The sequence below is a fragment of the Streptomyces sp. SCSIO 30461 genome, from assembly GCF_037023745.1.
GTDB lineage: Bacteria > Actinomycetota > Actinomycetes > Streptomycetales > Streptomycetaceae > Streptomyces.
Genome location: NZ_CP146101.1, coordinates 4,966,073 through 4,992,602 on the forward strand (window position 1 = coordinate 4,966,073; position 26,530 = coordinate 4,992,602).

Annotated in this window: 20 protein-coding genes; 6 read left to right on the forward strand and 14 right to left on the reverse strand. The window is 72.0% G+C overall.

What is annotated here, in order from left to right:
• Positions 1-101: 101 nt before the first annotated feature.
• Both V1460_RS22155 and V1460_RS22160 read left to right on the forward strand, forming a co-directional pair.
• The gene (locus tag V1460_RS22155; RefSeq protein WP_338675368.1) at positions 102-578 is read left to right on the forward strand and encodes a zinc ribbon domain-containing protein; all 477 of its coding nucleotides are present in this window, start codon (positions 102-104) and stop codon (positions 576-578) included.
• On the forward strand, positions 575-1,765 hold the full coding sequence (locus V1460_RS22160) for a lipid-transfer protein (protein WP_338678150.1): 1,191 nt from the start codon (positions 575-577) through the stop codon (positions 1,763-1,765). Before V1460_RS22155 ends, V1460_RS22160 begins: the two co-directional genes overlap by 4 nt.
• Positions 1,766-1,821: 56 nt before the next feature.
• On the opposite strand, the gene V1460_RS22165 is transcribed toward V1460_RS22160, so the two are convergent.
• From V1460_RS22165 to V1460_RS22205, 9 genes are all read right to left on the reverse strand, one after another.
• Positions 1,822-2,433: an ATP/GTP-binding protein gene (locus V1460_RS22165; protein ID WP_338675369.1), complete on the reverse strand. Its 612-nt coding sequence runs from the start codon at positions 2,431-2,433 to the stop codon at positions 1,822-1,824.
• Positions 2,414-2,872, reverse strand: a complete 459-nt coding sequence (locus V1460_RS22170) for a DUF742 domain-containing protein (protein WP_338675370.1) — start codon at positions 2,870-2,872, stop codon at positions 2,414-2,416. The genes V1460_RS22165 and V1460_RS22170 overlap by 20 nt, the downstream gene beginning before the upstream one ends.
• 11 nt (positions 2,873-2,883) lie before the next feature.
• Positions 2,884-3,318: a roadblock/LC7 domain-containing protein gene (locus V1460_RS22175; protein WP_338675371.1), complete on the reverse strand. Its 435-nt coding sequence runs from the start codon at positions 3,316-3,318 to the stop codon at positions 2,884-2,886.
• Complete coding sequence (locus tag V1460_RS22180; protein ID WP_338675372.1) at positions 3,315-6,164, reverse strand: nitrate- and nitrite sensing domain-containing protein; 2,850 nt, start codon at positions 6,162-6,164, stop codon at positions 3,315-3,317. Before V1460_RS22180 ends, V1460_RS22175 begins: the two co-directional genes overlap by 4 nt.
• A gap of 517 nt (positions 6,165-6,681) precedes the next feature.
• Complete coding sequence (locus V1460_RS22185) at positions 6,682-6,879, reverse strand: hypothetical protein (RefSeq protein WP_338675373.1); 198 nt, start codon at positions 6,877-6,879, stop codon at positions 6,682-6,684.
• A gap of 4 nt (positions 6,880-6,883) precedes the next feature.
• Complete coding sequence (locus V1460_RS22190) at positions 6,884-12,157, reverse strand: hypothetical protein (RefSeq protein ID WP_338675374.1); 5,274 nt, start codon at positions 12,155-12,157, stop codon at positions 6,884-6,886.
• Positions 12,158-12,241: 84 nt separating this feature from the next.
• Positions 12,242-13,156, reverse strand: a complete 915-nt coding sequence (locus V1460_RS22195) for a hypothetical protein (protein WP_338675375.1) — start codon at positions 13,154-13,156, stop codon at positions 12,242-12,244.
• Positions 13,153-13,290 (reverse strand): hypothetical protein, encoded by a 138-nt coding sequence (locus V1460_RS22200; protein ID WP_338675376.1) that lies wholly within the window; start codon positions 13,288-13,290, stop codon positions 13,153-13,155. The genes V1460_RS22195 and V1460_RS22200 overlap by 4 nt, the downstream gene beginning before the upstream one ends.
• On the reverse strand, positions 13,287-14,813 hold the full coding sequence (locus tag V1460_RS22205; RefSeq protein WP_338675377.1) for a hypothetical protein: 1,527 nt from the start codon (positions 14,811-14,813) through the stop codon (positions 13,287-13,289). Before V1460_RS22205 ends, V1460_RS22200 begins: the two co-directional genes overlap by 4 nt.
• A 237-nt stretch (positions 14,814-15,050) precedes the next feature.
• On the opposite strand from V1460_RS22205, the gene V1460_RS22210 reads away from it, so the two are divergent.
• Genes V1460_RS22210 through V1460_RS22220 form a run of 3 tightly spaced genes read left to right on the forward strand, consistent with a single transcriptional unit; the run spans position 15,051 to position 17,409 of the window.
• The gene (locus V1460_RS22210) at positions 15,051-15,815 is read left to right on the forward strand and encodes a 5-oxoprolinase subunit PxpA (protein ID WP_338678151.1); all 765 of its coding nucleotides are present in this window, start codon (positions 15,051-15,053) and stop codon (positions 15,813-15,815) included.
• A complete protein-coding gene (locus V1460_RS22215) occupies positions 15,812-16,474 on the forward strand; it encodes an allophanate hydrolase subunit 1 (RefSeq protein ID WP_338675378.1) in 663 nt (220 codons plus the stop codon). Before V1460_RS22210 ends, V1460_RS22215 begins: the two co-directional genes overlap by 4 nt.
• Positions 16,471-17,409: a biotin-dependent carboxyltransferase family protein gene (locus tag V1460_RS22220; protein ID WP_338675379.1), complete on the forward strand. Its 939-nt coding sequence runs from the start codon at positions 16,471-16,473 to the stop codon at positions 17,407-17,409. Before V1460_RS22215 ends, V1460_RS22220 begins: the two co-directional genes overlap by 4 nt.
• Here V1460_RS22220 and V1460_RS22225 read toward each other — a convergent pair.
• The 5 genes from V1460_RS22225 to V1460_RS22245 all read right to left on the reverse strand — a co-directional run bounded on the left by V1460_RS22225 (position 17,394) and on the right by V1460_RS22245 (position 25,793).
• Entirely contained in the window at positions 17,394-21,008 is a 3,615-nt protein-coding gene (locus V1460_RS22225; RefSeq protein ID WP_338675380.1) for a hydantoinase B/oxoprolinase family protein, read from the reverse strand. The two genes, V1460_RS22220 and V1460_RS22225, sit on opposite strands and share 16 nt — an antisense overlap.
• Entirely contained in the window at positions 21,005-21,880 is an 876-nt protein-coding gene (locus V1460_RS22230) for an SGNH/GDSL hydrolase family protein (protein ID WP_338675381.1), read from the reverse strand. Before V1460_RS22230 ends, V1460_RS22225 begins: the two co-directional genes overlap by 4 nt.
• Positions 21,877-23,055, reverse strand: a complete 1,179-nt coding sequence (locus tag V1460_RS22235; RefSeq protein WP_338675382.1) for a glycosyltransferase — start codon at positions 23,053-23,055, stop codon at positions 21,877-21,879. The genes V1460_RS22230 and V1460_RS22235 overlap by 4 nt, the downstream gene beginning before the upstream one ends.
• Positions 23,052-24,167 (reverse strand): glycosyltransferase family 1 protein, encoded by a 1,116-nt coding sequence (locus tag V1460_RS22240; RefSeq protein WP_338675383.1) that lies wholly within the window; start codon positions 24,165-24,167, stop codon positions 23,052-23,054. The genes V1460_RS22235 and V1460_RS22240 overlap by 4 nt, the downstream gene beginning before the upstream one ends.
• 210 nt (positions 24,168-24,377) lie before the next feature.
• Complete coding sequence (locus V1460_RS22245) at positions 24,378-25,793, reverse strand: HEAT repeat domain-containing protein (RefSeq protein WP_338675384.1); 1,416 nt, start codon at positions 25,791-25,793, stop codon at positions 24,378-24,380.
• Between the two features lie 522 nt (positions 25,794-26,315).
• Here V1460_RS22245 and V1460_RS22250 point away from each other — a divergent pair.
• Entirely contained in the window at positions 26,316-26,510 is a 195-nt protein-coding gene (locus tag V1460_RS22250; RefSeq protein WP_338675385.1) for a hypothetical protein, read from the forward strand.
• Positions 26,511-26,530: the final 20 nt, after the last annotated feature.

Here is a 26,530-nt window from a genome sequence, read left to right on the forward strand (position 1 = left end):
CACCAGGTCCTGTCTGTCCGCAGGCGTCTTTTCATGGCAGAATTCTGACACTCCATCAGAAATGAAATGAGAGAAGGACGTTCACGGGAAGGAGTCGGACCGTGGCACGCACACGCACACCGGTGGTGGCTGGATGGTTCACCGACGCCGGCGCCGACGGCAGTGCGGACGAGGAGGCCGCCCGGCGCTCGTTCCGGCTGCTCGGCACCCGATGCACCGCCTGCTCCTCGGTGTTCTTCCCACGCGAGGACACGGCGTGCCGCAATCCGGACTGCCGGGGCGGAGACTTGACGGAGGTGCCGTTGTCCAAAAGCGGACTGGTCTGGTCCTGCACGGACGGGCGATACCGCCCACCCGCGCCGTATGTCTCCGATGCCTCGGAGGAGTGGCGGCCGTACACACTCGTCGCGGTCGAACTCGCCGAGGAGCGGATGGTCGTACTCGGCCAGGCCGCTCCCGGGGTGACGATCGCCGATCTCGCCGTCGGAACGGAGGTCGAGGTGGTGCCCGGGATCCTGAACGAGGACGAGCGGACCGTATGGACGACCTGGTGGTGGCGTCCGGTGGGTACCCGATGACGGGCGATGTCGCGGTCCTCGGAGCCGGAATGCATCCCTGGGGCAAATGGGGCCGGAGTTTCGTGGAGTACGGCAGTGTCGCGGCCAGGGCAGCCCTGGCGGACGCGGGTGTCGACTGGCGGCAGGTCCGGTCTGTGGTCGGAGCGGACACCGTGCGAGCCGGCTATCCGGGCTACGTCGCCGGTGCCACGTTCGCACAGGCACTGGGCTGGCAGGGCGCCAGGGTGACCAGTGTGTACGCGGCGTGCGCCTCCGGGGCCCAGGCCATCGGCACGGCCCGCGCCCAGATCCTGTCGGGACTCGCGGATGTGGTCCTGGTCGTGGGGGCCGACTCCGCTCCCAAGGGGTTCTTCGCCCCTGCCGGGGGCGACCGCCCGGACGATCCGGACTGGCTGCGCTTCCGTGTGCTTGGCGCGACCAATCCGGCGTACTTCGGCCTCTTCGCCCGCCGCCGCATGGCGGTGTACGGCGACACTCCGGAGGACTTCGCACAGGTCAAGGTGAAGAACGCGGCCGCGGGAGCGCTCAATCCGCTGGCCAGGTACCGGACCGCGGTGAGCGCCGAGGAAGTCGCGGCGTCGGCCGTCGTCGCCGACCCGCTGCGGTTGCTGGACATCTGCGCCACATCGGACGGAGGAGCGGCACTCGTCCTGTCGAGCCTCGACTACGCCCGTCGGCACGGGGTCCCCGATCCGGTGCGGATCCGCGCCGTCTCGACCGTGACACCGGTGTATCCCCGGACCGTGATCGATCTGCCCGACATCGCCACCGACTCGGCCGCCGCGGTCGCTCCACCGGCACTCGGCTTCCGTGCCTCGATCGCCCGCGCCGCCTACGAGGAGGCGGGAATCGGGCCCGAGGAGCTTGCACTGGCCGAGGTGTACGACCTGTCCACCGCTCTGGAGCTGGAGTGGTACGAGGACATCGGGCTGTGCGCGGAAGGGGAGGGTGCCAAGCTGGTGCGAGAGGGCGCCACGGCCATCGGCGGGCGCATCCCGGTGAACCCGAGCGGCGGCCTCGCGTCCTTCGGTGAGGCGGTGCCGGCTCAGGCGATCGCCCAGGTCTGCGAGCTGACCTGGCAGTTGCGCGGCGCGGCGGGTGACCGGCAAGTGGCCGGTGCCCGGGCCGGTATCACCGCGAACCAAGGGCTGTTCGGGCACGGTTCGGCAGTCGTCGCCGTGCGCTGACCCTCCGCGCCACGGGCCCGTACCTCCGGCGGCAGCGGGATACGGGCCCGTGACACTCAGGTAGTGGCTGCCTCGTGCCGGCGCGTGGACCAGACCAGGGCGTGCTCGACCACCGACACCAACACCGACTTGACCGACTCACGGTCACGTGCGTCGCACATCATCAGCGGCACCTCGGGATCGAGGTCGAGCGCCGCCCGTACGGTCTCCGTGGAGAAGCGGTCGGCGTCCTCGAAGCAGTTGACGCCGATGGTGAACGGAATCCCCCGGCGCTCGAAGTAGTCGATGGCCGCGAACGAGTCCTCAAGCCGGCGGGTGTCCACGAGCACGACGGCCCCGAGCGCGCCATGCGCCAGTTCGTCCCAGAGGAACCAGAAGCGGTCCTGGCCCGGTGTGCCGAAGAGGTAGAGCACCAGGTCATCGCGCAGGGTGATCCGGCCGAAGTCCATGGCGACGGTGGTGGTTCTCTTCGACTCCACCCCGTCCAGATCGTCGACGGGACGTCCCGCCTCGCTGAGGGTCTCCTCGGTGCGCAACGGTTTGATCTCGCTGACCGCACCGACGAGAGTCGTCTTGCCGACCCCGAAGCCGCCCGCCACCAGGAGCTTGAGAGTCACCGGTTCGACCGGCAGCGGCATCTCTTCACGGCTAGAGCGCCCGAAGACCATCGATCACCTCACGGAGAATGCTTACGTCCGGCAGCTCGGCCGGTGGAACGGGACGGGTTACATGGACCAGTGCGCCCTCGACAAGGTCGCCGACGAGGACCCTGACCACGCCCACGGGCAGGTCAAGACCCGCCGCGAGCTCGGCGATCGACTGGGGAATGATGCTGCAGCGGTCGATGATATCGACGTGCTCGGGCGACAGCGTCTGGTCCGTGCCCGGATCGTTCGCACCCGCCTCGGGGACGACGAGTGCGATCAGATCGAGCCGCTGCCTGGTCGTGCTGCTGGTGCGGCCCCGGGTCATCGCGTACGGACGCACCACTGGTCCGGCTTCGTCGTCGAACCAGTGGTGTCGCTGCCGCGCTTCCGGGGTTTCGGCGCCCGGCTCGGTCGGTCTGGGCCTCCCGAGCCCCTGGATGTGCTGTCCGGCGTCGTTCATCTCATTTGCACTCACCCTCCGGAAGTCAGCCCGCTCCTGGGTGCCGTGGCAAGGTGGGCGCCCACCTTCTTCACCATCAGCGTCATCTCGTAGGCGACCTGTCCGACATCGGAATCGGCGTCGGACAGCACGGCGAGGCAGCTTCCGTCACCCGCCGCCGTGACGAAGAGGAAGGCATCGTCGAGTTCGACGACGGTCTGCCGGACCGCTCCGGCGTCGAAGTGCCGGCCGACGCCCTTGGCGAGGCTGTGGAACCCGGAGGCGACCGCCGCCAGGTGCTCGCTGTCCTCACGCGTGAGGTCCCTGGACGAACCGGTCGCGAGGCCGTCGCCGGAGAGCACGAGCGCCTTGCGGATGGATCCGACCCGGTCGACCAGCTCGTCAAGGAGCCAGTCGAGCCCGCTGCCCCTGGTGATGTCGTTCGCTGCGGCGTTCGGTGCGGTCATCGACCGTTCCCCTCCGATGTGGTTCCCTGCGCCGGCCCGCCGGTGGCGGCGTCCTCGGCGTTCTGGCGACGTCCGCGCTGCCAGCCGCGTTGCAACGAGGCCATGCGATCGCGTACTTCTTCGGCGTCCCGTTCGACATCCGGCGCACCTCCGGACGGTCCGGTACTGAGGTCCCCGCTCTCTGTGCCACCAGACGGGTCCGCTTCCCGGCGCAGTTGCGGAGCGAGGCTTGCCTGCCGTACCCGACGGGGCAGCCCGCCGAGCGACACCGCCTCTTGGCCCGTGATCGGGGACGGCGGACGCCGGGTGGCCGGGGAGGCGGGCTGCTGCCGCTGTTCCCTGACCGGGTCCGGGTGGGGTGCCCGGTCAGCCGCCGAACCGTTCGCCGTCGGATCCGCGGGGCGCCCCAGCGGCGGGTGGCCCCGGCCCGGCTCGTCCACCCTGCGTCCATGGTCGGTGACGAGTGTCGGTGGCTTGCGCCGTGGCAGCGGCGTCGGCCCTGTGAGACGCCGACCCTGAGCGCGATGGCGCTGCGGAAGCTGGTCCGCGGCCTGCTGGTGCTGTTCGCCGGTGGACGGCCGCAGGAAGCCACGGGCACGGAACAGCCCGCCGCGCTCGCTCTCGGTGTCCTCGATGTCGCCGTTTCCGATACCGGTGTCGTTCACGGTGCCGGTGTTCACCCCGGTGCCCGACTTCGCGTCGTCGCCTGTGCGGATCGGTCGGTCCTCGTCGCCCAAGGTGCCCACCGGGGCTTCGAGTTCGACGGGTCCGTCGAGCACCACGGGGCCGATGCGACCCGCGGTGCCACGCGAGAGTGCTGTGACCTTGCCGTCGTCCGTTCGGCGGCGTGCGTGGTCCCGGCCCGGGCCGACGGGCTGGCGATCGTTCCTGCGGTCCAGGCGGAAGCCGGTGCCCTCGGTGTCCGGGGCATCGGTGAGCAGGGCGGCCGAGATGAAGACCACTGCCGTGGTCCCGCCGTACGGGGACGGTTGGAGGGACACCCGCACATTCTGCCGCTGAGCGAGCCGACTCACCACGAACAGACCGAGGCGGTCGGTGTCGGAGAGCTCGAACTCCGGGGTCTCAGCGAGCCGTAGGTTCGCGTCCAGGAGTGCTTCAGGGGTCATACCGAGGCCCCGGTCGTGGATCTCCAGGGTGAAGCCGTTGGCGACGCGCTCGCCGTGCACCTGGACGCCGGTGTGCGGTGGTGAGAAGACGGTGGCGTTCTCCAGCAGTTCGGCGATCAGATGGGTGAGGTCGGCAACGGCCGGGCCTGCCACGCCGATCCGGGGCAGCCTGCGCACCTCCACTCGCTCGTAGTCCTCGACCTCGGAGACCGCGGCCCTGACCACGTCCATGAGCTGGATGGGCTTGCGCCACTGGCGGGAGGGCGCGGCGCCGGAAAGGATCACCAGGCCCTCGGCGTGCCGGCGCATACGGGTCGTGAGGTGGTCGAGGCGGAAGAGCTCCGCGAGTTCCTCGGTGTCCTCCGTGCGCCGTTCCATGGTGTCGAGGAGGGTCAGCTGGCGGTGCAACAGCACCTGGTTGCGGCGGGCGAGGTTGACGAAGACCTCGGAGACGCCGCGGCGCATGTCGGCCTGCTTGACCGCGGCTTCGACGGCGGCCCGCTGAAGGGTGTTCAGAGCCTGCGCGACCTGACGGATCTCGTCCCTGGCACCCTTGGCGCCCTGCTCGTCGATGCCCTGCTCAAGGCGCGGTGCCTCGGTCTCGACGTCCACGCTCTCGCCCGCGGCAAGCCGGCGCATCACGCTGGGCAGTCGGACTCCGGAGACCTCGTGCGCTTCCTTGCGGAGCCTGGACAGCGAGCGCACCAGGTCGCGGCCGATCCGGACGGACACGACGACGGAGATCAGCAGGGCGAGGAAGCCCGCCACGCCGGCGACGCCCGCCTTGAGCAACACGCCGTAGGCGACGGGCTCGAACCGCTGTTGGTATCGATCGCCCGCATCCGTGTTCAGCCGGGCCAGATCGCTCAGCACGGCACCGCTCAGCTCCTCCCAGCTCTGCGCGTCGACGGCCCGGGGGTTCTTGGCGGGCCCGTCGGCTATGAGCCGTTCCTCGGCTTCGCGCAGGGACTGGGCGTTCGGGTCACTCCAGTACCGTGCGAGGCCCTCACGCTGGGATGGAGGGAGGAGTTCAAGACTGATCTCGTAGAGCAGAGTGCGGTTGGCGACCATGTCGGTGACAGCGCGGATCTCGTCGGCGGTGATCTTGCGGGTGATCAGTGCAGAGGTCAGCAGCGCGTCCTCGCGGGACAGCAGTTCGCGGGCGCGGGAGACACCGACGAGGGCACGGCCCTGCTTCTCGAGTTCCACGTCCTCCAGCGCGTGGAGCGAGGTGAGGAAGGTGTAGCAGGGATCGACGACTCCGTCGTAGTAGTCGAGCGCGTCGAACCGGGTGATGGAGTTCTGCTCGACATGGACGCGCAGCGAGTCGAGACCGTCGAACGCACCGAGCAGCGAGTCCAGTCGCTGCGCCACGTCCGGGCGCATCACGTCGCGCGAGTCGGCCTGGCGCGCGCGCTCGCGCAGCGACGAGACCGCGGCATCGGTCGCCGCGCGTTGGCGGCGCAGTGTCACCAGGCTGTCGGAAGCGCGCGGGTCGGCCAGATAGACCAGTGTCAGACGGCGTTCGTGCTGGATGGCTCGGACGGTGGCTTCGACCGGGGTGTCGAGATCGTCGATGAGGCGGCTCATGTCCATGAGCTGCCGGGCTTCCTGGCCGGTGATGACGGTCGCGAATCCCCAGAGCGCGGTGAGCGACAAGAGCGGCACCAGCAGCAAGGCCACGATCTTCCTGCGGATGGACGTCCCGCGAAAGCGCATGGCCTCCCCCAGATCGGCGCCCACGAGGGGGCGGGTGGTGGTTCCGCTCGTGTCCGCGCACGGTTGTGTACGTCTACATTCGGCTGTGTACGCCGACATGCTTGTCCGTGCGCGGCGGTGTGCTCACGCAGGTCCGCGCGTCTCCGCGACATGAACCGAGCGCGTGCCTGGCACGAGTGTCTGTGTCACGAAACGGCGCGAGCCTACTACCGACAGAGTGACAACTCGAAGATGCGTCCGGACCTTTTTCGGCCGCGTGACGATGTGTTGATCATGGCTTGTCCTGGTATTCGAGGAGTTGGGCTTCCCGGATGTGGCCTAGGACACCAGGTAGAACGCAATGTTCCGCTACTTGGCGGATGACTCGAATCCTCCCCTCTGTGGGGAATCTTTCCGGCGCGTCGTACGTCTTTCCGTATGGGGAACAGGAGTTACGGGGGATTTCCGAGCAGGAAGTGTTCCGGTGCACGGGCCTGAGTGCCCCTGCCTAACCGGGCCGGATCCGGGCAGCCACCCTCTAGTCCGACAGCGGTGGGGAGTGAGCGCGAACGATGAATACAGGCAACGGGTCGGGTGCGCCGCGGAGCATCTGGGTCGAGGATCCGCTGGCGCGCAGGCGGATGCCGGATCCGGTGCGGACCGCGGCGGTGCGCGCCATGATCGTGACAGCGGTGACGCTGACCCAGGCGGTGATGGCGTTCCTGTTCAGTGTCACGGGCTCATGGCTGGCGTTCCCGCTGGTGCTGAGCAGCGTGGGCAGTACCGTCGTGGCGACCTGGGCCGTGCTGGATGTCTGGGTGACACGGCAGGTGTGGCACCAGCGGTACGGAGTGGTCTCCGTACCGAGCAGCACGGCACGGCAGTTGCGGCGTGAGCGCCGCCAGGCCAAGCGGACGGCACGCACCGCAGCCCGTGCCGCCGCACGGATACGGCGGCGCGGGCGCGCGGGCGGCAGGCTGTCTCAGGCCTGACTTGCGTCCGGCCCCCCCCTCGGGGCGGTCCGCTTCCGTCGGCTGGTCGGCGACGCCCTGCCGTTGCCGGTCCACGGCCCGGCGCGACTGGTCGGCGGCGTCTGCCCGTTGTTCCGGTGCGCGCCGGAACATACGGGTGGCTGTGATCTCGCCGTGCACGGCCTCGCCGTCGGCACGCTGCTGCGGCAGTCCGGGCCGCAGGTGTTCCTCGACGCTGATGTACTTCAGCCCCGCCCGCAGGTCCGCGTCATTACGCAGCCGGATCACCAGAGGGAACTCCGCGAGGGCCGTCGTGTCGAACAGACCCGTGGTGTAGAGCAGCTGCACGCCGAGGGCATCCGAGACGGCACGCTGGAGCTCCAGCAGGTAGGTGGCGTTGGCACGGCCGATGGGGTTGTCCAGGAACAGCGTGCCGGCGTGCCGGTGCTTGTCCCGGCCGCGGTCGTTGCTGCGCAGCGCCGCCATGGTGCAGTACAGCGCGATCGCCGCGGTGAGCAGTTGCCCGCCCGAGAACACGTCTCCCATCTGCCCGACCGGCACGCGCTCGGCGCGCAGCACCGCGTCCGGCTTGAGGATCTCCACGGCGACGCCCTTCGGCTGCAGCGCGGCCTGGACACCCCGCAGCAGCAGCGACATCCCGTCACGGCGCAGATCGGAGTTCTTCTTGAGCGCCGCCCTGGTGGCTTCGTCGATGACCTCGCCGAGCCGTTCGACAAGAGTCGCCTGGTCGGGCTCATCGAAGCGGATACGGAGGAACTCCTGCCCTGACCACTCCCCGAGCCCTTCCGGCAGCCGGGACAGCCGCTGGGCCGAGCGGAGTGTGGTCAGAGCGGACTCCACCAGACCGCGCAGCCGATCCACGATGGAGTCCCGATTGCGCTCCAGCTGGGCGAGCTCGTCGGTGAGCACCCGCAGCCGCGGCGCGAACGCGTCCGCCCACTTGGCCGCGTGCTCGGGCAGGGCCGAAGCCGGTAGTTCCCGAATCTGCTGGCGTGCGGGCGTGCGGACCGCCTCGTAGCGGGAGGAGTTTGCATGCCGTACCAGCACGTCGCTCGCCTCACGTACGGCGGACTCGGCGGCCGTCAGATCGGATGAGCAGCCGCGCAGCGAACGACGTGCCTCGGCGGCCGACTGCCGGGCCTCGTCCAGGCCGCCGGGGTAGGGCTCGGGCTCGTCGTGCTCCTCGTCCGCGTGGTCCCGGAGCAGATCGCGCAGCAGCGCCGCCGTCTCGTCGAAGCCGCCCGCGGCGTCCTCGGCGGCGCGGTGGGAACGCAGCAGCTCGCTGTGCCGTTCGCGTGCGGTGTCCAGCGCCTCCGTGCGGACGGCGAGTTCGGAGGTCGCGGATCGCAGCAGCGCCTGGGCCTGCTCGGCGTCGGCGGGCACCAGCTCTTCGGGCAGCTCGGTGTGAGCGTCACCGTCGACCGGGGCCAGGCGTTCGGCCTCGCCGCGCAGCCTGCCGAGCTTCTCGCTCGCCTCCGAGGCTCGGGTCTCCAGCATCTGCACCAGAGCCTCGGCGCGGGCGGCCGCGGCCAGCCGGGATGGTCCGTCGGCGCCGTCGGTGCCTTCCAGGAGCTGGGCGGCCCTGGTGCGGACCTTGTTGGTGAGGCGGTCCAGCTCGCCGAGAGCCGCGCTCTCGTCGCTCTCGGCGCGGGCCTGTTCGGCCCGCAGATCGGCGCCGACGCCGACCTTCTCGTACAGCTGGGACGCGGCTCGGTAGGCCTCGCGCAACGCGGGCAGCGGGACACGCGGGGCGTCGGGGTCCGCGTCGGGTAGCTGCTCGGGCGCACCGGCGATCTCAGCACGCTCGGCGCGCAGCACCCGGGCGGTGCGGTGGGCGTCGTCGGCGGCGCGCTGCGCGGCTCTGCGGTCCTCGTCCGCGGCTCGGGCCCGCTCCAGACAGGTGGCGGCCCGCGCATCGGATTCGGCGGCGTCGTCGGCGAGTTCCCGCAGTTTCGACTGCCAACCGGCCCGCTCCCTCAGCCGGAACGCCAGCCCGGCCAGGGCATCGGCGGCACGGCGGGCACGCTGTGCCGCCTCCTGGAGCTCATCGCGTACGGTCGCGGCCTCACCGGCGGACTCGTCAGCCTCGGCCCGCGCCGCCCGGGCCTCGGTCAGCGCCTGCTCGGCAGCCTCGGCGGCCTGCCCGGCGCGCCGGGCGGCTTCGGCGAGATCGGCGAGCATCCCGGTCGGGCAGTCAACGCGCCAGGACGCGAGGCGCGCGGCGAGCGCCCGGTCCTCCGCGAGGCGCGCCGCCAGCTCGCGGATCTCCTCGTCGCGCGTGGTCGCCCGGGCACGCAGCGCCTGGCGCTCCTCGTCGGCGGCGTGCTCGTCGTGCATGGCCGGGTTCGGTGGTACGAGGAACACCTGATTGTCCGTTCCCGTGCTCGGCCCGGGTACGGGCGCGAGCAGGGCGGCCGCGGTGCCGACGGCGACGGCGGAACGCGGCAGCAGAGCCGCTGCGGAGAGCGTCTCGCGCGCCCGTGCGTGCGAGAGGGGGTCGGTGATCACGACGCCGTCGACCAGTTCGGGGCGTGCGTCGAGCACCGTCGAGTGGTCGGCGGGATCGACGGCCTGGGCGAGGTACCGCCAACCCGGCAGGGCCGGGATGCCGTGCTCGCCGAGGAGCTCAACGGTCGCCAGCACGTCCGGGCCGGGAGGGAGCAGACCTCCGTCACCGAGCGCGCCGAGGATTCGGGCGTCGTCGGCGGCGGCCGTCCTGAGGTCGAAGAGCTGGCGCTCGGCCGTGGCGACGCTCTGTTCGAGCAGCGCGCTCAGTTCGTCCGCGTACCGGTCCAGCTCCTCGGCGCTGAGCGGCCCTTCGGCGGACCGCGTCGGGCCCCGCCGGGTGCCACGTCCTGCGGGGGCGGCCCCGTCCGCCGCCCCGGGGTGTCGGTCCGTGGACGCGCCCTGGCCTGGCACGCGCACCCGGTGTGCCCAGCCGTCCGGGTCGCCCGCGTCGTCCCGGGCGGACAAGCTCCCGGCGGACCGGACCGAGTCCGTGGTGGTGTCGGCGTCGTCGAGGGTGTGCCCGGCATCCCCCTCGCCGTCCGGAACCCCCTCGCCCGGAAGGGCACCGGCAGCGGAATCGGCGGACCCTGATCCCGCGGGCGTCTCGGCGGGGTCGCCGGGCGTGCCGTCGGCGCGCCGGGGGCCTGGGACGGGGGCCGGCACGGGCGCCGCGGGCAGGCTGAGCAGGTCCGAGAGTCGTTCCGACTCGGCGATGGACGCGGCGGCGCGGCGCTCGGCGGCGTGGGCGCGCTCGGCGGCCTGGGCCGCGTCCGCCGCGCGGGCGGCGGCCAGCTCCGCACGGGCTTCGGAGGCCGCGGCATCGCGGGCGCCGTCGGCAGCGATCCTGGCCGCGTCGCGGGCCGTATCCCACGCGGCGACCGCCGTCTTCTCCGCATCGCTCGCGGCAAGGGCGGCGCGGGCGGGGTCGGCGTCAGGGGCCGTGTCGTCCAGCCAGCCCGCGCGGACGGCCTCCGCCATCTCCTGCTCGACCTCGACGAGGCGCTGGCGAAGATGGCCTGCCTCGCTGCGCGCACGCTGGGCCTCGGTGGCGGCCGCGGTGGCGTCGCGGTGGGCGGATTCGCCGGCTGCCTGGAGGGTGGCGGAGCGCGCCTCCTCTTCGTCGGCGAGGCGTTCGCCGTCCGCGGCGGCGGTGTGCAGGGCGCGGACCAGGTCGGCGGCGGCCTTGCCGCGGGCGGCCAGCGCGGGCGCGGCGTCCCGCTCCGCCTCACGGATGGCGGCGGCCACCCGCGCGGAGCGGTCCGCGGCGGCCCGGTGCCTCAATACGGCCTCGGCCGCCTGCCAGGCGGAGTGCAGGGTGCGGGCATCGGTCAGCTCGCGGCGCTGCGCGGCGGCGCCCTTCTCGGCGGCGGTGAGTGCCAGCGAAGCGTGCCGGTAGGCCAGTTCGGCCGCGATCATGGCGCTGCGGGCACGCTCCTGCTCGGCCCCGGTGACGGTGTGGCCGGCGGCGGTGACCTGGCGGGCGAGCTCGGCTGTGCGGGCGCGCTCGGTGCCCGCGCGGGCGGAGAGCCTGCGGGCGAGCGTGCGGGTGCGGCGCTCGGCGCCGGCGTGGATGTCCCGCGCCCTGGCCCGTGTCTCGGCCGCCTCCACGATCCGTCCGAGCAGGTCGACGGAGCCCGCCGTGAAGTCGCGCTCCGCGGTCAGTTCGGCGCGCCGCCCCAGCTTGTTGCCGAAACCGCTGACCAGGTCGGCGAGCCCGTCGGTGTCGCGGGTGTCGGTGACGGCACGGAGCAGCAGGTCCGTGAAGTCGGAGTCCTTCTTGACGGCGAAGAGACCTGCCGCCTCGCCTTCGTCGGCGTTCATCTCGCGCTGGTAGCGGAAGAGCTCGGGGTCGAGCCCGATGTCCCCGAGGTGCTCGTTCCAGCGGTCGTGGATCTCCTCCCAGTACACGTCGAGGTGCGGGTACGCCTTTCCGGCGTCGGTGATCGCGTCCCGGAAGCCCTTCATGGTGCGGCGGCGGCCCCGGGCGCCGGAGGCTCCCTCGGCCGCCGGGCGGACCGTGCCGGCCTCGGCCACGGGCAGGGAGTCCAGGCTGAGTCCGGCACCGGGCCGGAAGGAGTACCAGGCCTCGGCGAACTTGCGGGGGTCGTTGGAGACCTGGCGTCCGCGCCACTCGCTGACCTTGCCGACGACGACCAGCTCACCGGTGAGGGTGTGCTGCCATTCCAGGGCGACGTGGCCGCAGTCGTCGGCCAGCAGGAACTTGCGCAGCACGCCGGAGCTGGCGCCGCCCAGGGTGTTGCGGTGGCCGGGCAGCATCACCGAGAAGATCAGCTTGAGCAGTACGGACTTGCCGCCGCCGTTCTCCAGGAAGAGGACGCCGGCGGGAGCGGGCCGGCGCGGCGGGCCGAGCGGCTCCTCCTCGAAGAACTCGGCCTGGGTGGGGGCCGGGTCGGGCACCGGCCCGCCCACCCCGCGCAGGTCCAGCACGGTGTCGGCGTAGCGAGCACCGGCAGGCCCGATGGAGTAGAGGCGTACCCGGGACAGCTCGTACATGGCGGAGGGCTCTCGTCGTTTCTCTGAATGCTCGGAGTGCTCAGGAAGTCGGTCGGGCGCCCGGAGGCGCCGGTGTTGCGTCGGTCAGGCGTGGAAGGGCAGGCCGGCGTCGGCGGCGAGATCCAGATCGTCGGCGTCGGGCGCGGGCACGAGCGTGGCGACGCCGTCGGTGACGGGGACCACGCCGAGGTCCAGCAGCTCGGCCATGGCGGCGCTGCCCGCCATGTCTCGGACCTGGAGCTGGTAGCGGGCGGTGGTGCGGTAGGTGCCGCCGGCGTCGTCACCGGTGCGCTGCAGGAAGCCGGAGTCGGTGAGGAAGGCGACGGCCTTGCCGATGATGCCGGTGGTGGACCCGGCGAGCCGTCGAGCGTCCTTGGTCGCCCCGGTGGCGCTGCGGCGGGCGTAGATCCGCCAGGCTGCTTCCAGCCCCGGGGCGTCCGACGCGGGGTCGGTGTTCTCGCCCTGCTCCTCGGCGCGCTCCTCCAACCGGCGGCACGCCTGGCGGACGAAGGCGTCGACGCCGTTGACGGTGATCCTGCCGATGTAGCCGTCGTCGGCGAGGTCTTCGGGGCGTGGGAACGCCATGGCCGCGACCGCGAGGTGGGCGAGGCCGTGCAGGAAACGGTCGGCGGAGTCGGTTGAGGCGCGTCGGGCGTAGTCGCCCATGCGGACGGCGAAGACCGACTCCTCGCCCGCGGTCACGGCCATCCCGGCGCGCGGGGACACTTCGAGCACGACGAGCCCGAGTCCGGTGGCGACGGCGTCGGCGAGGCGTCCGAAGGCGGGTTCTTCACGGTACCGGCGCAGCAGGTCGGCGTATTCGGCGTCGCGTGCGGGCAGCAGTTTGGGCTGGAGCCCGAAGGAGACGAGCCGTGCGGCGTCCGCCGCGTCCGCGGGCGTGACTCCGGACGGCACCGGCATCGGCCCGGCCGGCGGGCCCTGCGGCGCTGCTCCCGGCTCGCTCCACGCGGTGGTGTGCCCCGCGTGCTGGTCGCTCACGACTGCTGCTCCTCGCTGCTCTCGCGTGTGGTGATGTGGTGTCGGCGCTCGGCGTGGACCGGCCCGGTCGGTGTTCCGGAACCTGCGTGGGCCGGCGGCAGTACGGGACCCGCCGGGCGGACGGCGGCTCTCATGCCGCCTCCGAGCGGTCCGCGGCCATTCCGGCCGCGTCCAGCAGGGCCGTGCCCACGATCAGGTCGGCTCCGCCGAATTCGGGGTCGTCCAGCTCCGTGCCGTCGTCGACGGCGAACAGCAGCCGCTGCTCGCCCTGGCGGTAGGCGGTGCCCACCGGAGGGCTCGCCGCGTGAACGGCGAGAAGAGCGACCAGATAGGGGAGGTCCGGATCGCGGCGGCGTGCCTCCGCCAGCAGACCGGAGAGCCTGCGGGGCGCGTCGTGCTCCAGGTCGAGCAGTTCCATCGCTCGGGCGAGCTGTTCCTCGCTGAAGCGGCTGTCGTCGGGGGTGGCGATCAGATCGGGTTCGGGCATCTCCGCGCCGAGGTGCTCGCGCTCCACCGGAGGGGTGAGGAGCATCTCGACAAGGTCGCCGAGGCGCACCGACGCCGGGGTGCGCAGTCCGGTGCCATGGGTGAAGAACGTGTCGGTGACCCGGGTCGCCTGCTCGACAGGCAACGGGAGCAGGGGCGCGACCAGATGTCCGTACAGATCGACGCCCGCTCGCGCGGCCGGGGCCGCGAAGGCCTGGCGGTCCTGCTCGGCGCGGAACAACGGCCCCGCTTCCAGCAGCCGGGACTGGAGTTGGGTGTGGCGTCGGATGCAGTCCTTGACGATGTCGACGAGCTCGGCCGCCCGGCGCTTGTGCTCGGAATCCTCGGCTTCGTCCCGCGCCTTGCGGATGTTCGTCAGGATCGCGTTCTCATGGCGATACCGGTCGGCGACATGGTCGAGCGCCTCGGCGATCATGTCCGGGACGTCGTTGAGCCAGTCGACCGCGCGCACATTGCGCCGGGTCGCCTCGAGTGTCCTTCGGAGCGTCTCGGCGTACTGCACCGTGCGGTAGCGGGCTTGCTCGGCCGCGAGCTGGGCGTCGGCGAGACGGCCCCTGCTGATCAGGACCTCCAGCTTCACCTCGGCCGCGATCTGGGCGCTGGTCACGTCCGTGTCCAGGGCACCGACGAGCACGTTGACCGCTTCGTCGGTCGTACGGAGGTAGACGCTGCCGCCGTACCCGGGGACTTCCTCGACGAGCTTGAAGTCGTAGTCCCGCCTGACATAGACGCCGTCAGGGCCGAAAGTGCCGTAGACGGCGCGGAAGCCGCGGTCGACGCTGCCGACGTTGACCAGGTTCTCCAGCACCCAGCGCGCGACTCGTTCGTGCTCCGCCTGCGGGCGCCTCGGGGCCTGTGCGGCGATACGCGGGAGCAGCCTGGCCACTATCTGCTCGTGGTCGGCCCCGGTGTCGAAGTCCATGTGGAGGGTGACGAGATCGATGGCGGCGAGGGCCACTTCGGCCATCGCGTAGACCGAGTACTCCCCCGCCAGATTCGCCTTGCGGACGTCCAGGTCGTGCAGCGGCGCGGTGCACGCGAGCGCACGGAGACGCCGCGCCAGCCCTTCGTCGGCGGCCGGGCCCTGCGCGGGCCGCGGCCCCGCGCTGAGCTGGGGCGGAACGAATTCCGACGAGACAGGCGAAGTCACGGTGCACAGACTAGGTCCTCACCCTGACAACGGTCGAAACCGCGCGGAAACCGCCCGTCGGCCGAGGCCGGGAACAAGGCCACCGCCCGCTGTCGTAGGCCCCCCGGGGGTGGAGGCGGTGGACGAGCGGCCAGGGCTCGTTCGACAATCCCCACGCCGCCGCCATTTCCCCACCGCGAGGAACGAAGACCAACGAATGATTACCATACGCATATCAGGCATATATCGGGCATGCTCATGACCCGGGCCGCTATCGATCTGAACGCCGACTTGGGCGAGGGTTTCGGCCACTGGCGGCTCACCGAGGACGAGCAGCTGCTCTCCGTCGTCACCAGCGCCAACGTGGCCTGCGGCTTCCACGCCGGGGACGCGGCCACCATGCGGCGGGTCTGCGCGCTGGCCGTCGAGCGCGGGGTACGGATCGGCGCCCAGGTCTCCTATCGCGACCTGGCCGGGTTCGGCCGCCGCTCGATGGATGTACCCGCCGATGAACTCACCGCCGAGATCGCCTACCAGATAGGCGCATTGCAAGTGTTCGCACGGGCGGCCGGCGGGTGCGTCTCGTACGTCAAGCCGCACGGCGCGCTCTACAACCGCGTCGTGCACGACCAGGACCAGGCCGAGGCGGTCGTGGCCGGTGTGCTGCTCACCGGCGGGCGGCTGCCCGTGCTGGGGCTTCCCGGATCCCGCCTGCACACCGCGGCCGAACGGTCCGGACTCCCGGTGGTCACCGAGGCGTTCGCGGACAGGGCGTACACGGCCGACGGCACCCTTGTGCCACGAGGTCGGGAGGGTGCCGTGCTGACCGACCCGGACGTGGTAATGGAGCGATCGGTCGCGATCGCCGGGTCGGGGGTCGTCACCTCGCTGTGCGGAGCAACGGTCGGAGTCCGCGCCAAGTCCCTGTGCCTGCACGGCGACACGCCCGGGGCGGTCGCCCTGGCCCGGCGGGTCCGCGCGGCGCTTGAGGCATCCGGGGTCCATGTGGAGGCCTTCGTATGAGGCTGCTGCCCGTGGGCGATCGAGCCCTGTTGGTGGAGTTGGACGACGGTGCCGAGGCGGCGGCTCTGCACGCGGAACTGCTGCGGCGGCGAGCTGACGGCGCTCTGCCCCCGGTACGGGAGATCGTGCCCGCGGCTCGGACGGTGCTCATCGACGGGATCGGCGCAAGCGACGGCGCCGCCCGTGTCGGAGGCGACGCGCGGGACCGGCTGGCCGCCGAGCTGCCCCGGTGGACCATCGCACCGCTCGCACCTGGCTCCGGCGCCGTGGTCGAGATCCCGGTGCGCTACGACGGGCCCGACCTGGCCGAGGTCGCGGCGGCGTGGGGTGTGGGGGTGCGCGAGGTGGCAGGGATCCACTCGGGGACCGAGTTCCACGTGGCGTTCTGCGGCTTCGCACCGGGCTTCGGCTATCTGACCGGTCTCGGCGACCGGTTCGCGGTGCCGCGCAGGACGACGCCCCGGACGTCGGTGCCCGCCGGCTCGGTGGCGTTGGCCGGGACGTACACCGGGGTGTATCCGCGCTCCTCACCCGGTGGCTGGCGGATCGTGGGGACGACCGGGCTCACCCTCTGGGACCCGGAGCGTGAGCCCGCGGCGCTGCTGTCCCCGGGGGCTCGCGTGCGGTTCGTACCCGTTTCCGGCGGAGCGGCGGGATGAGCGGCAGGGCGCTCACGGTCGTACGGGCCGGCGCCCTGACCACCGTGCAGGACCTGGGGCGGCCCGGGTACGCGCATCTCGGGGTGCCACGCTCGGGGGCACTCGACCGGGACACGCTGCGACTGGTGAACCGTCTGGTCGGCAATCCGGAGGAGTCGGCGGCCCTGGAGACCACGCTCACAGGGTGCACCGTGCGTCCGAGCTGTGCGGTGACCGTGGCCGTCGGCGGAGCGCCCTGCCCGGTGCGCGTCGACGGACGGGCGGTGGCCTGGGGCACTCCGGTACGGGTCGGGGCGGGTGCGCTGCTTGAGGCCGGCTCGGCGGCACGCGGTGTGCGCGGCTATGTGGCGTTCGCCGGGGGTGTCGCGGTGCCTGCGGTGCTGGGCAGCCGCGCGACCGATCTGCTGTCGGGCCTTGGTCCGGCGCCACTGGCGGACGGCGTGGTGCTGCCTCTGGGAGATCCCGCCGGGCCGCCGGGCCGGGTGGACGCCGCCCCGTGGCGCTGCCCGCCTTCGGAGCTGGTGCTGCGGGTGCGGTTCGGGCCCCGTGACGACTGGTTCGCCCCGTCTGCGCTGCGTACGCTGACGAGCTCCGTCTACCGCGTTTCGGCCTCGAGCAACCGGATCGGGCTGCGTACGGACGGCCCTCCGCTCGACCGGGCCGGCGCGGGCGAACTGCCCAGCGAAGGCATGGTCCTGGGTGCGGTGCAGGTTCCGCCGGACGGACGTCCTGTGGTGTTCCTCGCCGATCATCCGACGACCGGTGGCTATCCGGTGGTCGCAGTGGTCCATGAGGCGGATCTGGGCGCGGTGGCGCAGGCCCTGCCGGGCACACCGGTCCGCTTCGTCGCCTCCACCGCGCCTGCCACGCCCGTCGCCCCTGCCGGACCCGCCGCGTCCATCGCCCGGTATCCGGTCGGTCAGGGCTCCCCGTAGCCGCCGCCTCCCGGTGTGCGCACCACCAGCACGTCACCGGCTCCGACCTCCACCGAGTCGACTCCGCCCAGCTCTTCCACGGTGCCGTCGGCGCGCTCCACGGCGTTCGCGCCCAGCTCGCCCGGTTCGCCGCCCGCCATCCCGTACGGCGCGACACGGCGATGGCCGGTCAGTAGCGTCACCGTCATCGGCTCAAGGAAGCGGATGCGCCGCACGACTCCGCAGCCGCCGTGCCGGCGCCCCGCGCCGCCGCTGCCCGCACGCACCGCGAAGGCGTCGACTCGCACCGGGTAGCGCCATTCCAGCACCTCCGGGTCGGTGAGACGGGAGTTGGTCATATGGGTCTGCACGGCGTCGGCTCCGTCGAAGTCGGCGCCCGCCCCTGAACCACTCGCGACGGTCTCGTAGTACTGCACGCGGTCGTTGCCGAAGGTGACGTTGTTCATGGTTCCCGAGCCCTCCGCCTGCACTCCGAGTGCGGCGTAGAGCGCTCCGGTGACGGCCTGCGAGGTCTCGACGTTGCCCGCCACGGTCGCCGCCGGGAACACCGGCGCGAGCATCGAGCCCTCGGGGACCCGCACGTCGAGTGGTTCGAGACAGCCGCTGTTCAACGGGATGTCGTCGGCGACGAGGGTGCGGAACACATACAGCACCGCGGCCATCACCACGGACGTCGGGGCGTTGAAGTTCCCTGGCTGCTGCGGTGAGGTGCCGGTGAAGTCGACGACCGCGCTGCGGGCCCTGCGGTCCACGGTCAGCGCGACCTCGATGACCGCTCCCCCGTCGGTCTCGTAGCGATACGAGCCGTCGCTCAGCCCGGCGACGACGGCGCGCACCGACTCCTCGGCGTTGTCCCGCACGTGCCGCATATACGCCTGGACCACGTCGAGTCCGAACTCGGCCACCATACGGCCGAGTTCGCTGATGCCCTTTTCGTTGGCGGCGATCTGGGCCCGTAGGTCGGCGAGGTTGGTGTCCGGGTCACGGGAAGGATGGGCTGCGCCGGTGAGCAGTGCCCTGGTCTCGGTCTCGCGCAGCCTTCCGTCGCGTACGAGGAGCCAGTTGTCGAAGAGGACGCCCTCTTCGGCGATCGTGCGGCTGAAGGCGGGCATGGAGCCGGGGCTGATCCCGCCGATCTCGGCGTGGTGGCCCCGGGACGCCACCAGGAAGAGCAGCCGGGGCGGCCGCTGCCCACCGAGAGCGCCGCCGTCCGAGAACACCGGTGTCACGACCGTCACGTCAGGCAGATGGGTGCCCCCGTGATACGGGTCGTTGATCGCGTATACGTCGCCCGGTGCGAGCGTGCCCTCGTTGCGCCGCAGCACCTCCTTGATGGACTCCCCCATCGAGCCCAGATGGACCGGGATGTGCGGGGCGTTGGCAATGAGGTTGCCATCGGCGTCGAAGAGCGCGCAGGAGAAGTCGAGGCGCTCCTTGATGTTGACGGAGTGGGCGGTGTTCTCCAGTCGGACACCCATCTGTTCGGCGATGGCCATGAAGAGGTTGCTGAAGACTTCGAGCAGCACCGGGTCCACATCGGTGCCGACCGCGGTGCGGGCAGGCCGGGGCCGTACACGGGTGAGCAGCAGATGCCCCAGCTCTCCCACGGCCGTCTGCCAGCCGGGGTCGACGACCGTGGTGGCATCGGATTCCGCGATGATCGCGGGCCCTTCGACGGTGTCACCGGGAGACAGGTCCTCCCTGCGGTACAGGGGGGTGCCGGTGGGTCCGCCGGCCACGAACATGCGCACAGTGGCCCGGGGTTCCGCTCCGGTACCGGCGGCCTCGCCGGCGAGCACCCGGCCAGGGGGGCCCACGGTGCCCACCGCCTCCACCGACACCGCCTCAACGACGAGCGGCTTGTCCATGGTGAAGGCGTAACGCGCCCGGTGCTCCGCCTCGAACGCCTCGCGCATGGTGTCGCTCGTATCGAGCGGCACCGGCAGTGCCGCGTCCGTTCCGGCGTAGCGGACGAGCACACGGGCCCGGGTGGTGATCGCGTCGTCCGGGACGGCGTCGGCGCGCAGTTCCGCCCTTGTCCGGTCGGCGAGTTCCCCGCACAGCCGGGTGACTCGGACGGTGGTCGGGTCGTCCAGCGCGGCTTCGACGGACTGCTCACGCATGGCGGTCGCGTCGGCGAGGCCGATGCCGTACGCGGACAGCACCCCGGCGAGCGGGGGCACGATCACCGTGTCCATGCCCAGGGCGTCGGCGACAGCGCAGGCGTGCTGTCCGCCGGCGCCGCCGAAGCTGGTGAGCACGTAGCGGGTGATGTCGTGCCCGCGCTGCACGGAGATCTTCTTGACGGCGTTCGCCATGTTGAGCACGGCGATCTCCAGGAAACCGGCGGCGACCTCCTCGGGGGTCCGCTCGGTGCCGGTGGCCGCGCCCACCTCCGCCGCGAGGGCGGTGAAGCGTGCCCGTACCGCCCGCTCGTCCAGCGGAAGGTCGCCGCCCGGGCCGAACACGGCGGGGAAGTGGGCGGGCTGGATACGGCCGAGCAGCACGTTGGCGTCGGTGATGGTGAGCGGTCCGCCCCGCCGGTAGCAGGCGGGGCCGGGCACGGCGCCCGCCGAGTCGGGGCCGACGCGGTAGCGCCTGCCGTCGAAGTGGAGGACCGAGCCGCCGCCCGCCGCCACCGTGTGGATGCTCATCATCGGCGACCGCATCCGCACCCCGGCGACCTGGGTGCCGAACTCGCGCTCGAACTCCCCCGCGTAGTGCGACACATCGGTGGACGTACCGCCCATGTCGAAGCCGATGACCCTCCCGAATCCGGCCTGTTCGGAGGTACGCGCCATGCCGACGACCCCGCCCGCGGGCCCGGACAGCACGGCGTCCTTGCCACGGAAGCGCGCCGCCTGGCGCAGTCCGCCGTTGGACTGCATGAACATCAGGCGGACATCGCGCAGTTCGGTGGCGACCTCCTCGACATGGCGCCGCAGGATCGGCGAGAGGTAGGCGTCGACGACGGTGGTGTCACCGCGCGGCACCAGTTTGATGAGCGGGCTCACCTCGTGGGAGCAGCTGACCTGGGTGAAGCCGATACGGTGGGCGGCATCGGCCACCGCGGACTCGTGGGCGGAGTTGCGGTAGCCGTGCATCAGGACCACGGCGGCACTGGTGAATCCGTCGCGGCGAGCCGCTTCGAGCTCCCGGACGACCGGGGCCAGGCTCAGCGGTGCCACGACGGTGCCGTGTGCGTCGATCCGTTCGGGGACCTCGATGACACGGTCGTACACCGCTTCGGGGAGCCGGATGCGGCGGTCGAAGATCCGCGGGCGGTTCTGGTAGGCGATCCGCAGCGCGTCCCGGAAGCCCTGGGTGATGAGGAGCACGGTCGGCTCACCGCGCCGCTCCAGCAGGGCGTTGGTGGCGACGGTGGTGCCCATCCTGACGGCGTCGACGCGGTCGGCCGGTACGGGGTCGCCGGGTGCTAGCCCGAGGAGCATCCGGATGCCCGCCACGGCGGCGTCGCGGTACTGCCCGGGGTTGTGGGAGAGCAGTTTGCGTGTGACGAGACACCCGTCGGGGCGCTTGCCGACGATGTCGGTGAACGTCCCGCCGCGGTCGACCCAGAACTCCCAGCGCCCACTCACTCCCCCATTCTGGCAAGCGGCGGGGCCGGGGAGAGGGAGGCGAGAGCCGAGCTCAGGGCCGTTTCCGCGACCTGGTCGAGCCGGACGCTGGTGCCACGGGCCCAGTGGCGCACCTCCGCACCGGCGAGTCCCAGGAGCTGGGGCAGCAGGTCGGTGCACCGGCGCGCCACCCACGCGGTGCCCGCTGTGGCGAGCCACAGGGCCTTGGCGGCAGGGCCGGGGGCGGGCTGCTCGGGCTCGGCTCCCGGCGGGGAGCCGAGTACGAGCCCCTCGGCCGTCAGCAGTTCGTGGAAGCGGCGGGCGATCATCCGGTGTCCGCGTTCGCCGGGGTGTATCCGGTCCGCGCTCCACAGAGTGCGGTCCTCGACCCAGGCGGTGTCGGCCATATGGAGGTGGACGGCGCCGTAGCGGTCCGAGAGGGCGTGCACCACGGCGTTCACCGCACGCTGGCGCCGGGCGAGCGGGCGAGCGAGGGGCAGCGGCAGTGCGAGCATCGTTCCGGGATCCGGCAGACAGGCCGTGAGGATCCGGGCGCCGTGTGCGCTGATCGCGGCGCACACCCTGTCGTAGCGCATGGCGATGTCATGGATGTCGAAGGTCTGGCGCAGGGTGTCGTTGACTCCGACGACGACGGCGGCGATGTCCGGCGCACAGGCGAGAGCCACGGGTGTCTGGTGTTCGTCGACATCGCTGGTCAGGGCACCGCTGACGGCGAAGTTGTGGAACTCGGCGGATCGGCCGGGCTCCCCGAGTCCCTGGGCCAGCAGTGCGGCCCAGCCCCGCCAGGCACCGTCGACCCGGTCTCCGACGCCCTCGGTGAGAGAGTCCCCGAGGGCGGCGAACCGGATCGGGCGCGGCGGCTGCCTGGTCATACCGCCGCCTCCGGAAATCCGGGTGTGCGTGTGGTGCGGGCGCCGTGGGCCGCCAGGAAAGCGGCCACCGCGCGATCCCAGCCGAAGAGTTCCGCCCGGGCGCGGGCCGCCTCGCGACGTGCCGGCTCCGGGCGCGACAGCAGCTCCCCCACCGCGCCGGCGAAGGCCCGGGCCGTGCCGGGCGCCGCCTTGCCCGCGTCGCCGATGACCTCGGGCAGGGCGGACGACGCCCCGGCGACCACCGGTGTCCCGCAGGCCAGGGCCTCCAGGGCGGACAGACCGAAGGTCTCCGCCGGACCGGGGGCCAGGCAGATGTCCGCGGCCGCCTGGAGATCGGCCAGCGCCTCCGGGTCGGAGACATGTCCCAGGAAGCTCACCGGAAGCCGCGACTCATCGGCCCGTCGGGTGAGACTGCCGCGCAACGGCCCCTCCCCCGCCACGGCCAGTGCCGCCCGCACTCCGCGTCCCCGCAGCACGGCCAGGGTGTCCAGTGCCAGCCCCGGGCGCTTCTCGACGGACAGCCGGGAGCACATCAGCAGCAGGACGTCGGCGCCCTCCGCGTAGCGTGCGCGCAGCACCTTGCTGCGGCGGCCCGGGCGGCAGCGGTCCAGGTCCACACCGAGCGGTGCGCGCACCACATTGCGCGCACCGATGCGGACGAACTCCCGTTCCGCCCACTCGGTCGTGCACACGATCCGCGCGTACGACCAGGCGCTGCGGCGGTTGAGCCGGTCCGCGGCACGCAAGGCGAACGCACGCGGCACGCCCCAGGTGCGCAGCACACCGTCGGCGGTCTCGTGCGAGACCATCACCGACGGGATACGGCGGCGGCGCGCCCACTCCCCGGTCCACCGCAGGGTGGTCCGGTCGGAGACCTCGAGCCGGTCGGGGGCCAGCTCCTCCAGGAGCGCGCCGAGCCGGGCGCGGCCCGCCAGTACGCGATAGCCGCCGGTGCCGGGCAGTTCGGGGCCGGGAAGCGTGATGACGCGGCCCTGCGAGGTCATGGTGTCGCTCGGCGCGGCGCCGGGTATGACGAGCACGGGCTCGTGCCCGGCCGCCAGATAGCCCCTGCCGAGCTCACGGAGCGCGGTCCGCAGTCCGCCCGACGCGGGGGTGACGAAGTTCGCCAGCCGGACGATGCGCAGGCCGTCGGCTGTGACTCCGCCGCCGCTCATGCCGCCACCGCCGTCCGCAGGCGCAGCACCTCGTCGTAGTGTCCGATGAGCTGGTCACCCACCGCGGCCCAGGTACGGCCTTCGACAGTGGCCCGGCCGCTGCTCCCGTAGGCCTCGCGCCGCGCGGGCTCGGTGGCGAGTGCCGCCACCGCCCGGGTCATCGCCTCCGTGTCGCGGGGCGGCACGAGCAGTCCGGTGCGGCCGTGGTCGACCAGGTCGAGTGGTCCTCCGGCGGCCGGGGCGATCACCGGCACCCCGCTGGCCATGGCCTCCTGCACGGTCTGGCAGAACGTCTCGTACGGTCCCGTGTGCGCGAACACGTCGAGGGAGGCGAAGATGCGCGCCAGGTCGGCTCCGGTGCGCCGGCCCATGAACAGGGCTCCCGGGAGCGCTTCGCGCAGTGGAGGCCCGCTCGGGCCGTCACCGACCACCACGACGCGCACTCCCGGCAGCCCGCAGGCGCCTGCGAGCAGTTCGACGCACTTCTCGGGGGCGAGACGGCCGACGTATCCGACGATGGTCTCGCCGTTCGGGGCGATTTGCCGGCGCAGTGCCTCGTCGCGCAGCTCGGGCCTGAACCGCTCGGTGTCCACGCCACGCGGCCACAGCCGTACGCGGGGCACTCCGTGCTCTTCCAGGTCGCGCAGCGCGGCCGTGGACGGGGCGAGGGTCCGGTCGGCGGCGGTGTGGACGGTTCGGATGCGCCGCCACGCGGTGTTCTCGCCGGCACCCATGTAGGTGCGCGCATAGCCTGCGAGGTCGGTCTGGTAGACCGCGACCGCGGGCAGTCCGAGCCTCGCCGCCGCGCCCATGCCGCGGACTCCGAGCACGAAGGGGCTGGCGAGATGGACGACATCGGCCCGATGCGCGGTGAGGGCGGCGGCCAGGCGCCGGCTGGGCAGGGCCACGCGGACCTGCGGATAGCCGGGCAGGGGCAGGGAGGGCACACGCACCACGGGGCACGGTGCGTCGGTGTCGGGCCCGGCGACGGCCGGGGCGATGACGAGGGGGGCATGACCGCGGTCGGCGAGGTGCCGTGCGGTCTGCAGGGCGCAGTGCGCCACACCGTTGACGTCGGGCGGGAAGGATTCGGTCACGATGACGACACGCATAAGGGTGTTGTCGTCGCACCGGGGGTGGTGCGGCCAACGTGGATCTGGCCGTGCGGGGAACGTCCTGTGAGCGTTTGTGCCACGCCCGGGACACCGGCCGTCCATGGGCCGCGACCGAACCGCGCCCGACCGAACCGCGATGGCCCTGTCCGGTGGGCCTCCTGCCCGGCCGGGACCCTCGCGCCCGGTGCCCGTCGTGGCCTGCGGCCGCTACAGCGGTGGGGTGTCCCCGATCCGGCTGCGGACCGCGGTCTGCACTTCGGCTTCCTCGGCGGGATCGGCGGCGAGCCGGCGCAGGCGCTCGGCGACCCGGGCGTCGCCGGTCTCGGCGTGCAAGGCGGCGATCTCCCTGGTGGTCTCCTCGCAGTCCCAGAGGCATTCGACGGCGAAGCCGGTGGCGAAGGAGGGGTCGGTCGCCGCGAGGGCGCGTGCCGTCTGGCCGCGCAGGTGGGATGAGGCGGTCTCGCGGTAGACATGGCGCAGCACGGGGGCCGCGGCGTCGATGCCCAGCCGTCCCGCGCCGTCGACGAGCGTCCAGAGCAGGCGCGCGTCGGGCCCCTGCGCGCGGACGGTTTCACGGAGTGCGCCGAGGACGAGCCCGGCGTCCTGGGCGCCGCCGCGGCAGGCCAGCACGCCGGCCGCCGTGCCGCCGAGGGCATCGGGGCGCTGGACCCAGCGTCGCGCGCGGTCGACCGCCGCATCGCCGCACATCCGCTCGAAGGCGTGCAGGGCGGCGTCGGCGACGGTACGGGACGGATCGGCGGCCGCGACCTCGACCAGGTCCAGCACGACGGGGTCCCGTGACTCGGCCAGGTAGTGCAGTGCGGTGCAGCGTGCACCGTCGGGTCCGCTGCGCGCCGCCTCGATGATCACATCGCGGTCGTCGGAGCCGGCGACCGCACCGAGACAGCGGGACGCGGGCAGGAACAGCTCGACGCCGCGTTCCAGGCCCTCTTCGGCGTAGTCGAAGACGGCTTGCACGCTCCAGCCGGGGCGCGGTCCTGTGGGCCTGAGCTGGCGCTGCCAGCGGTCGAAGGAGCCACGTTCCCGCGCGGCCCGCACCCGGGAGCCGACGGCTTCCCGCGTGTCCTCCGCCCACAACCGCCATGGCCTGGGCTCGAAGGCGTCCCGCACGGCGGCTGCCAGTTCGGCCTCACCCTCGGCAGTGGCGGGGAAGCGAGCCAGGACCGGAAGGGCGAGCGAGTGCAGTCCGCTGTCGTCGTCGCGCAGGGCCAGTTCGTCGAGCGCCCAGGCCCAGTTGGAACCCGACACGGCGTAGCGCCGGAGCAGGTGCAGCGCGTCGTCTCGGCCGTACGAGGCAAGGTGCCCGAGCACCGCGAGCGCCAGCCCGGTCCTCGTCTCGTCCGTGTCGAGGTGGTCGTCCGCCTGGAACAGGTGGGCCTCGATCGCTTCGAGACCACCGTCCAGGTCCAGATAGAGGCGCGCGTAGTAGAGAGAGCGGTTCTCCACCTGCCAGTCGTGGCGGGGGTCGCTCAGCACACAGTGATCGAGGGCCTCGACGGCCTCGGCGCGGGGCGCGGCGAGGGCGTGCAGTGTGCCGTCGCCGCGACCTCTCTGGAGCAGGCCGAGGAGGGTGCCGCTCGGCGCTATGACTGGTTCGAACATGGGAAAGTGCCTCACATCAAGCTGTCGACGCAACCGGGGGTGTGTTCGCCTAGGCCGCGCGGCAACATGATCGGCTACCCGTCGTCTTCCGCTTGATGAAGTCCATCTTCCTCTGCCTCTCGTCGGTGGCCCCTCGCGGGCCCGACGTCATGATGACCCAGCCGTTCCGCCACCGCGACCACATTTACGGCAACGCTCCCACCTGGGGTTACGTAGCTGTTCACCGGGCGGAGAACAGTTCTGGTGAGGCTCTCTTCCCCAACTTCCGCGCGGTAACCGCGACGAGTGGAGTTCCTTCCTCCGGATCGGCTCGTACGGGTGAATCGCCAGGGTACTGCCCGTGGCGCGGCATGACTGCACTGCCGCACGGCAAAGATCAACAGGCTTCGGGCAACGATCCCACGTACGCCACTCGGGTGAAATAAGCCCCCTTTCACCCGTTTGCAGCTTTTATCACATACATACTTGCTGTGAGGCTGGAAGAACTCATGGTGACCGTCCCCTCATCCAGGAGAGCACCTCATGATCCTGTCCATCTCTGGCGTCGTACTGCTGGGAATCATCGTCTTCCTCTTCTTCAAGAAGGACGGGCTGAAGGCGTCCCACATGCTGGTTTCCGCACTCTTCGGCTTCTATCTCGCGGGCACGGCCATCGCGCCGAGCATCACTGCAGGTGGCGCCAGCCTCGCCAGCCTGCTGGGCGGGATCAAGTTCTGACACCCCCGCACGACCGCACC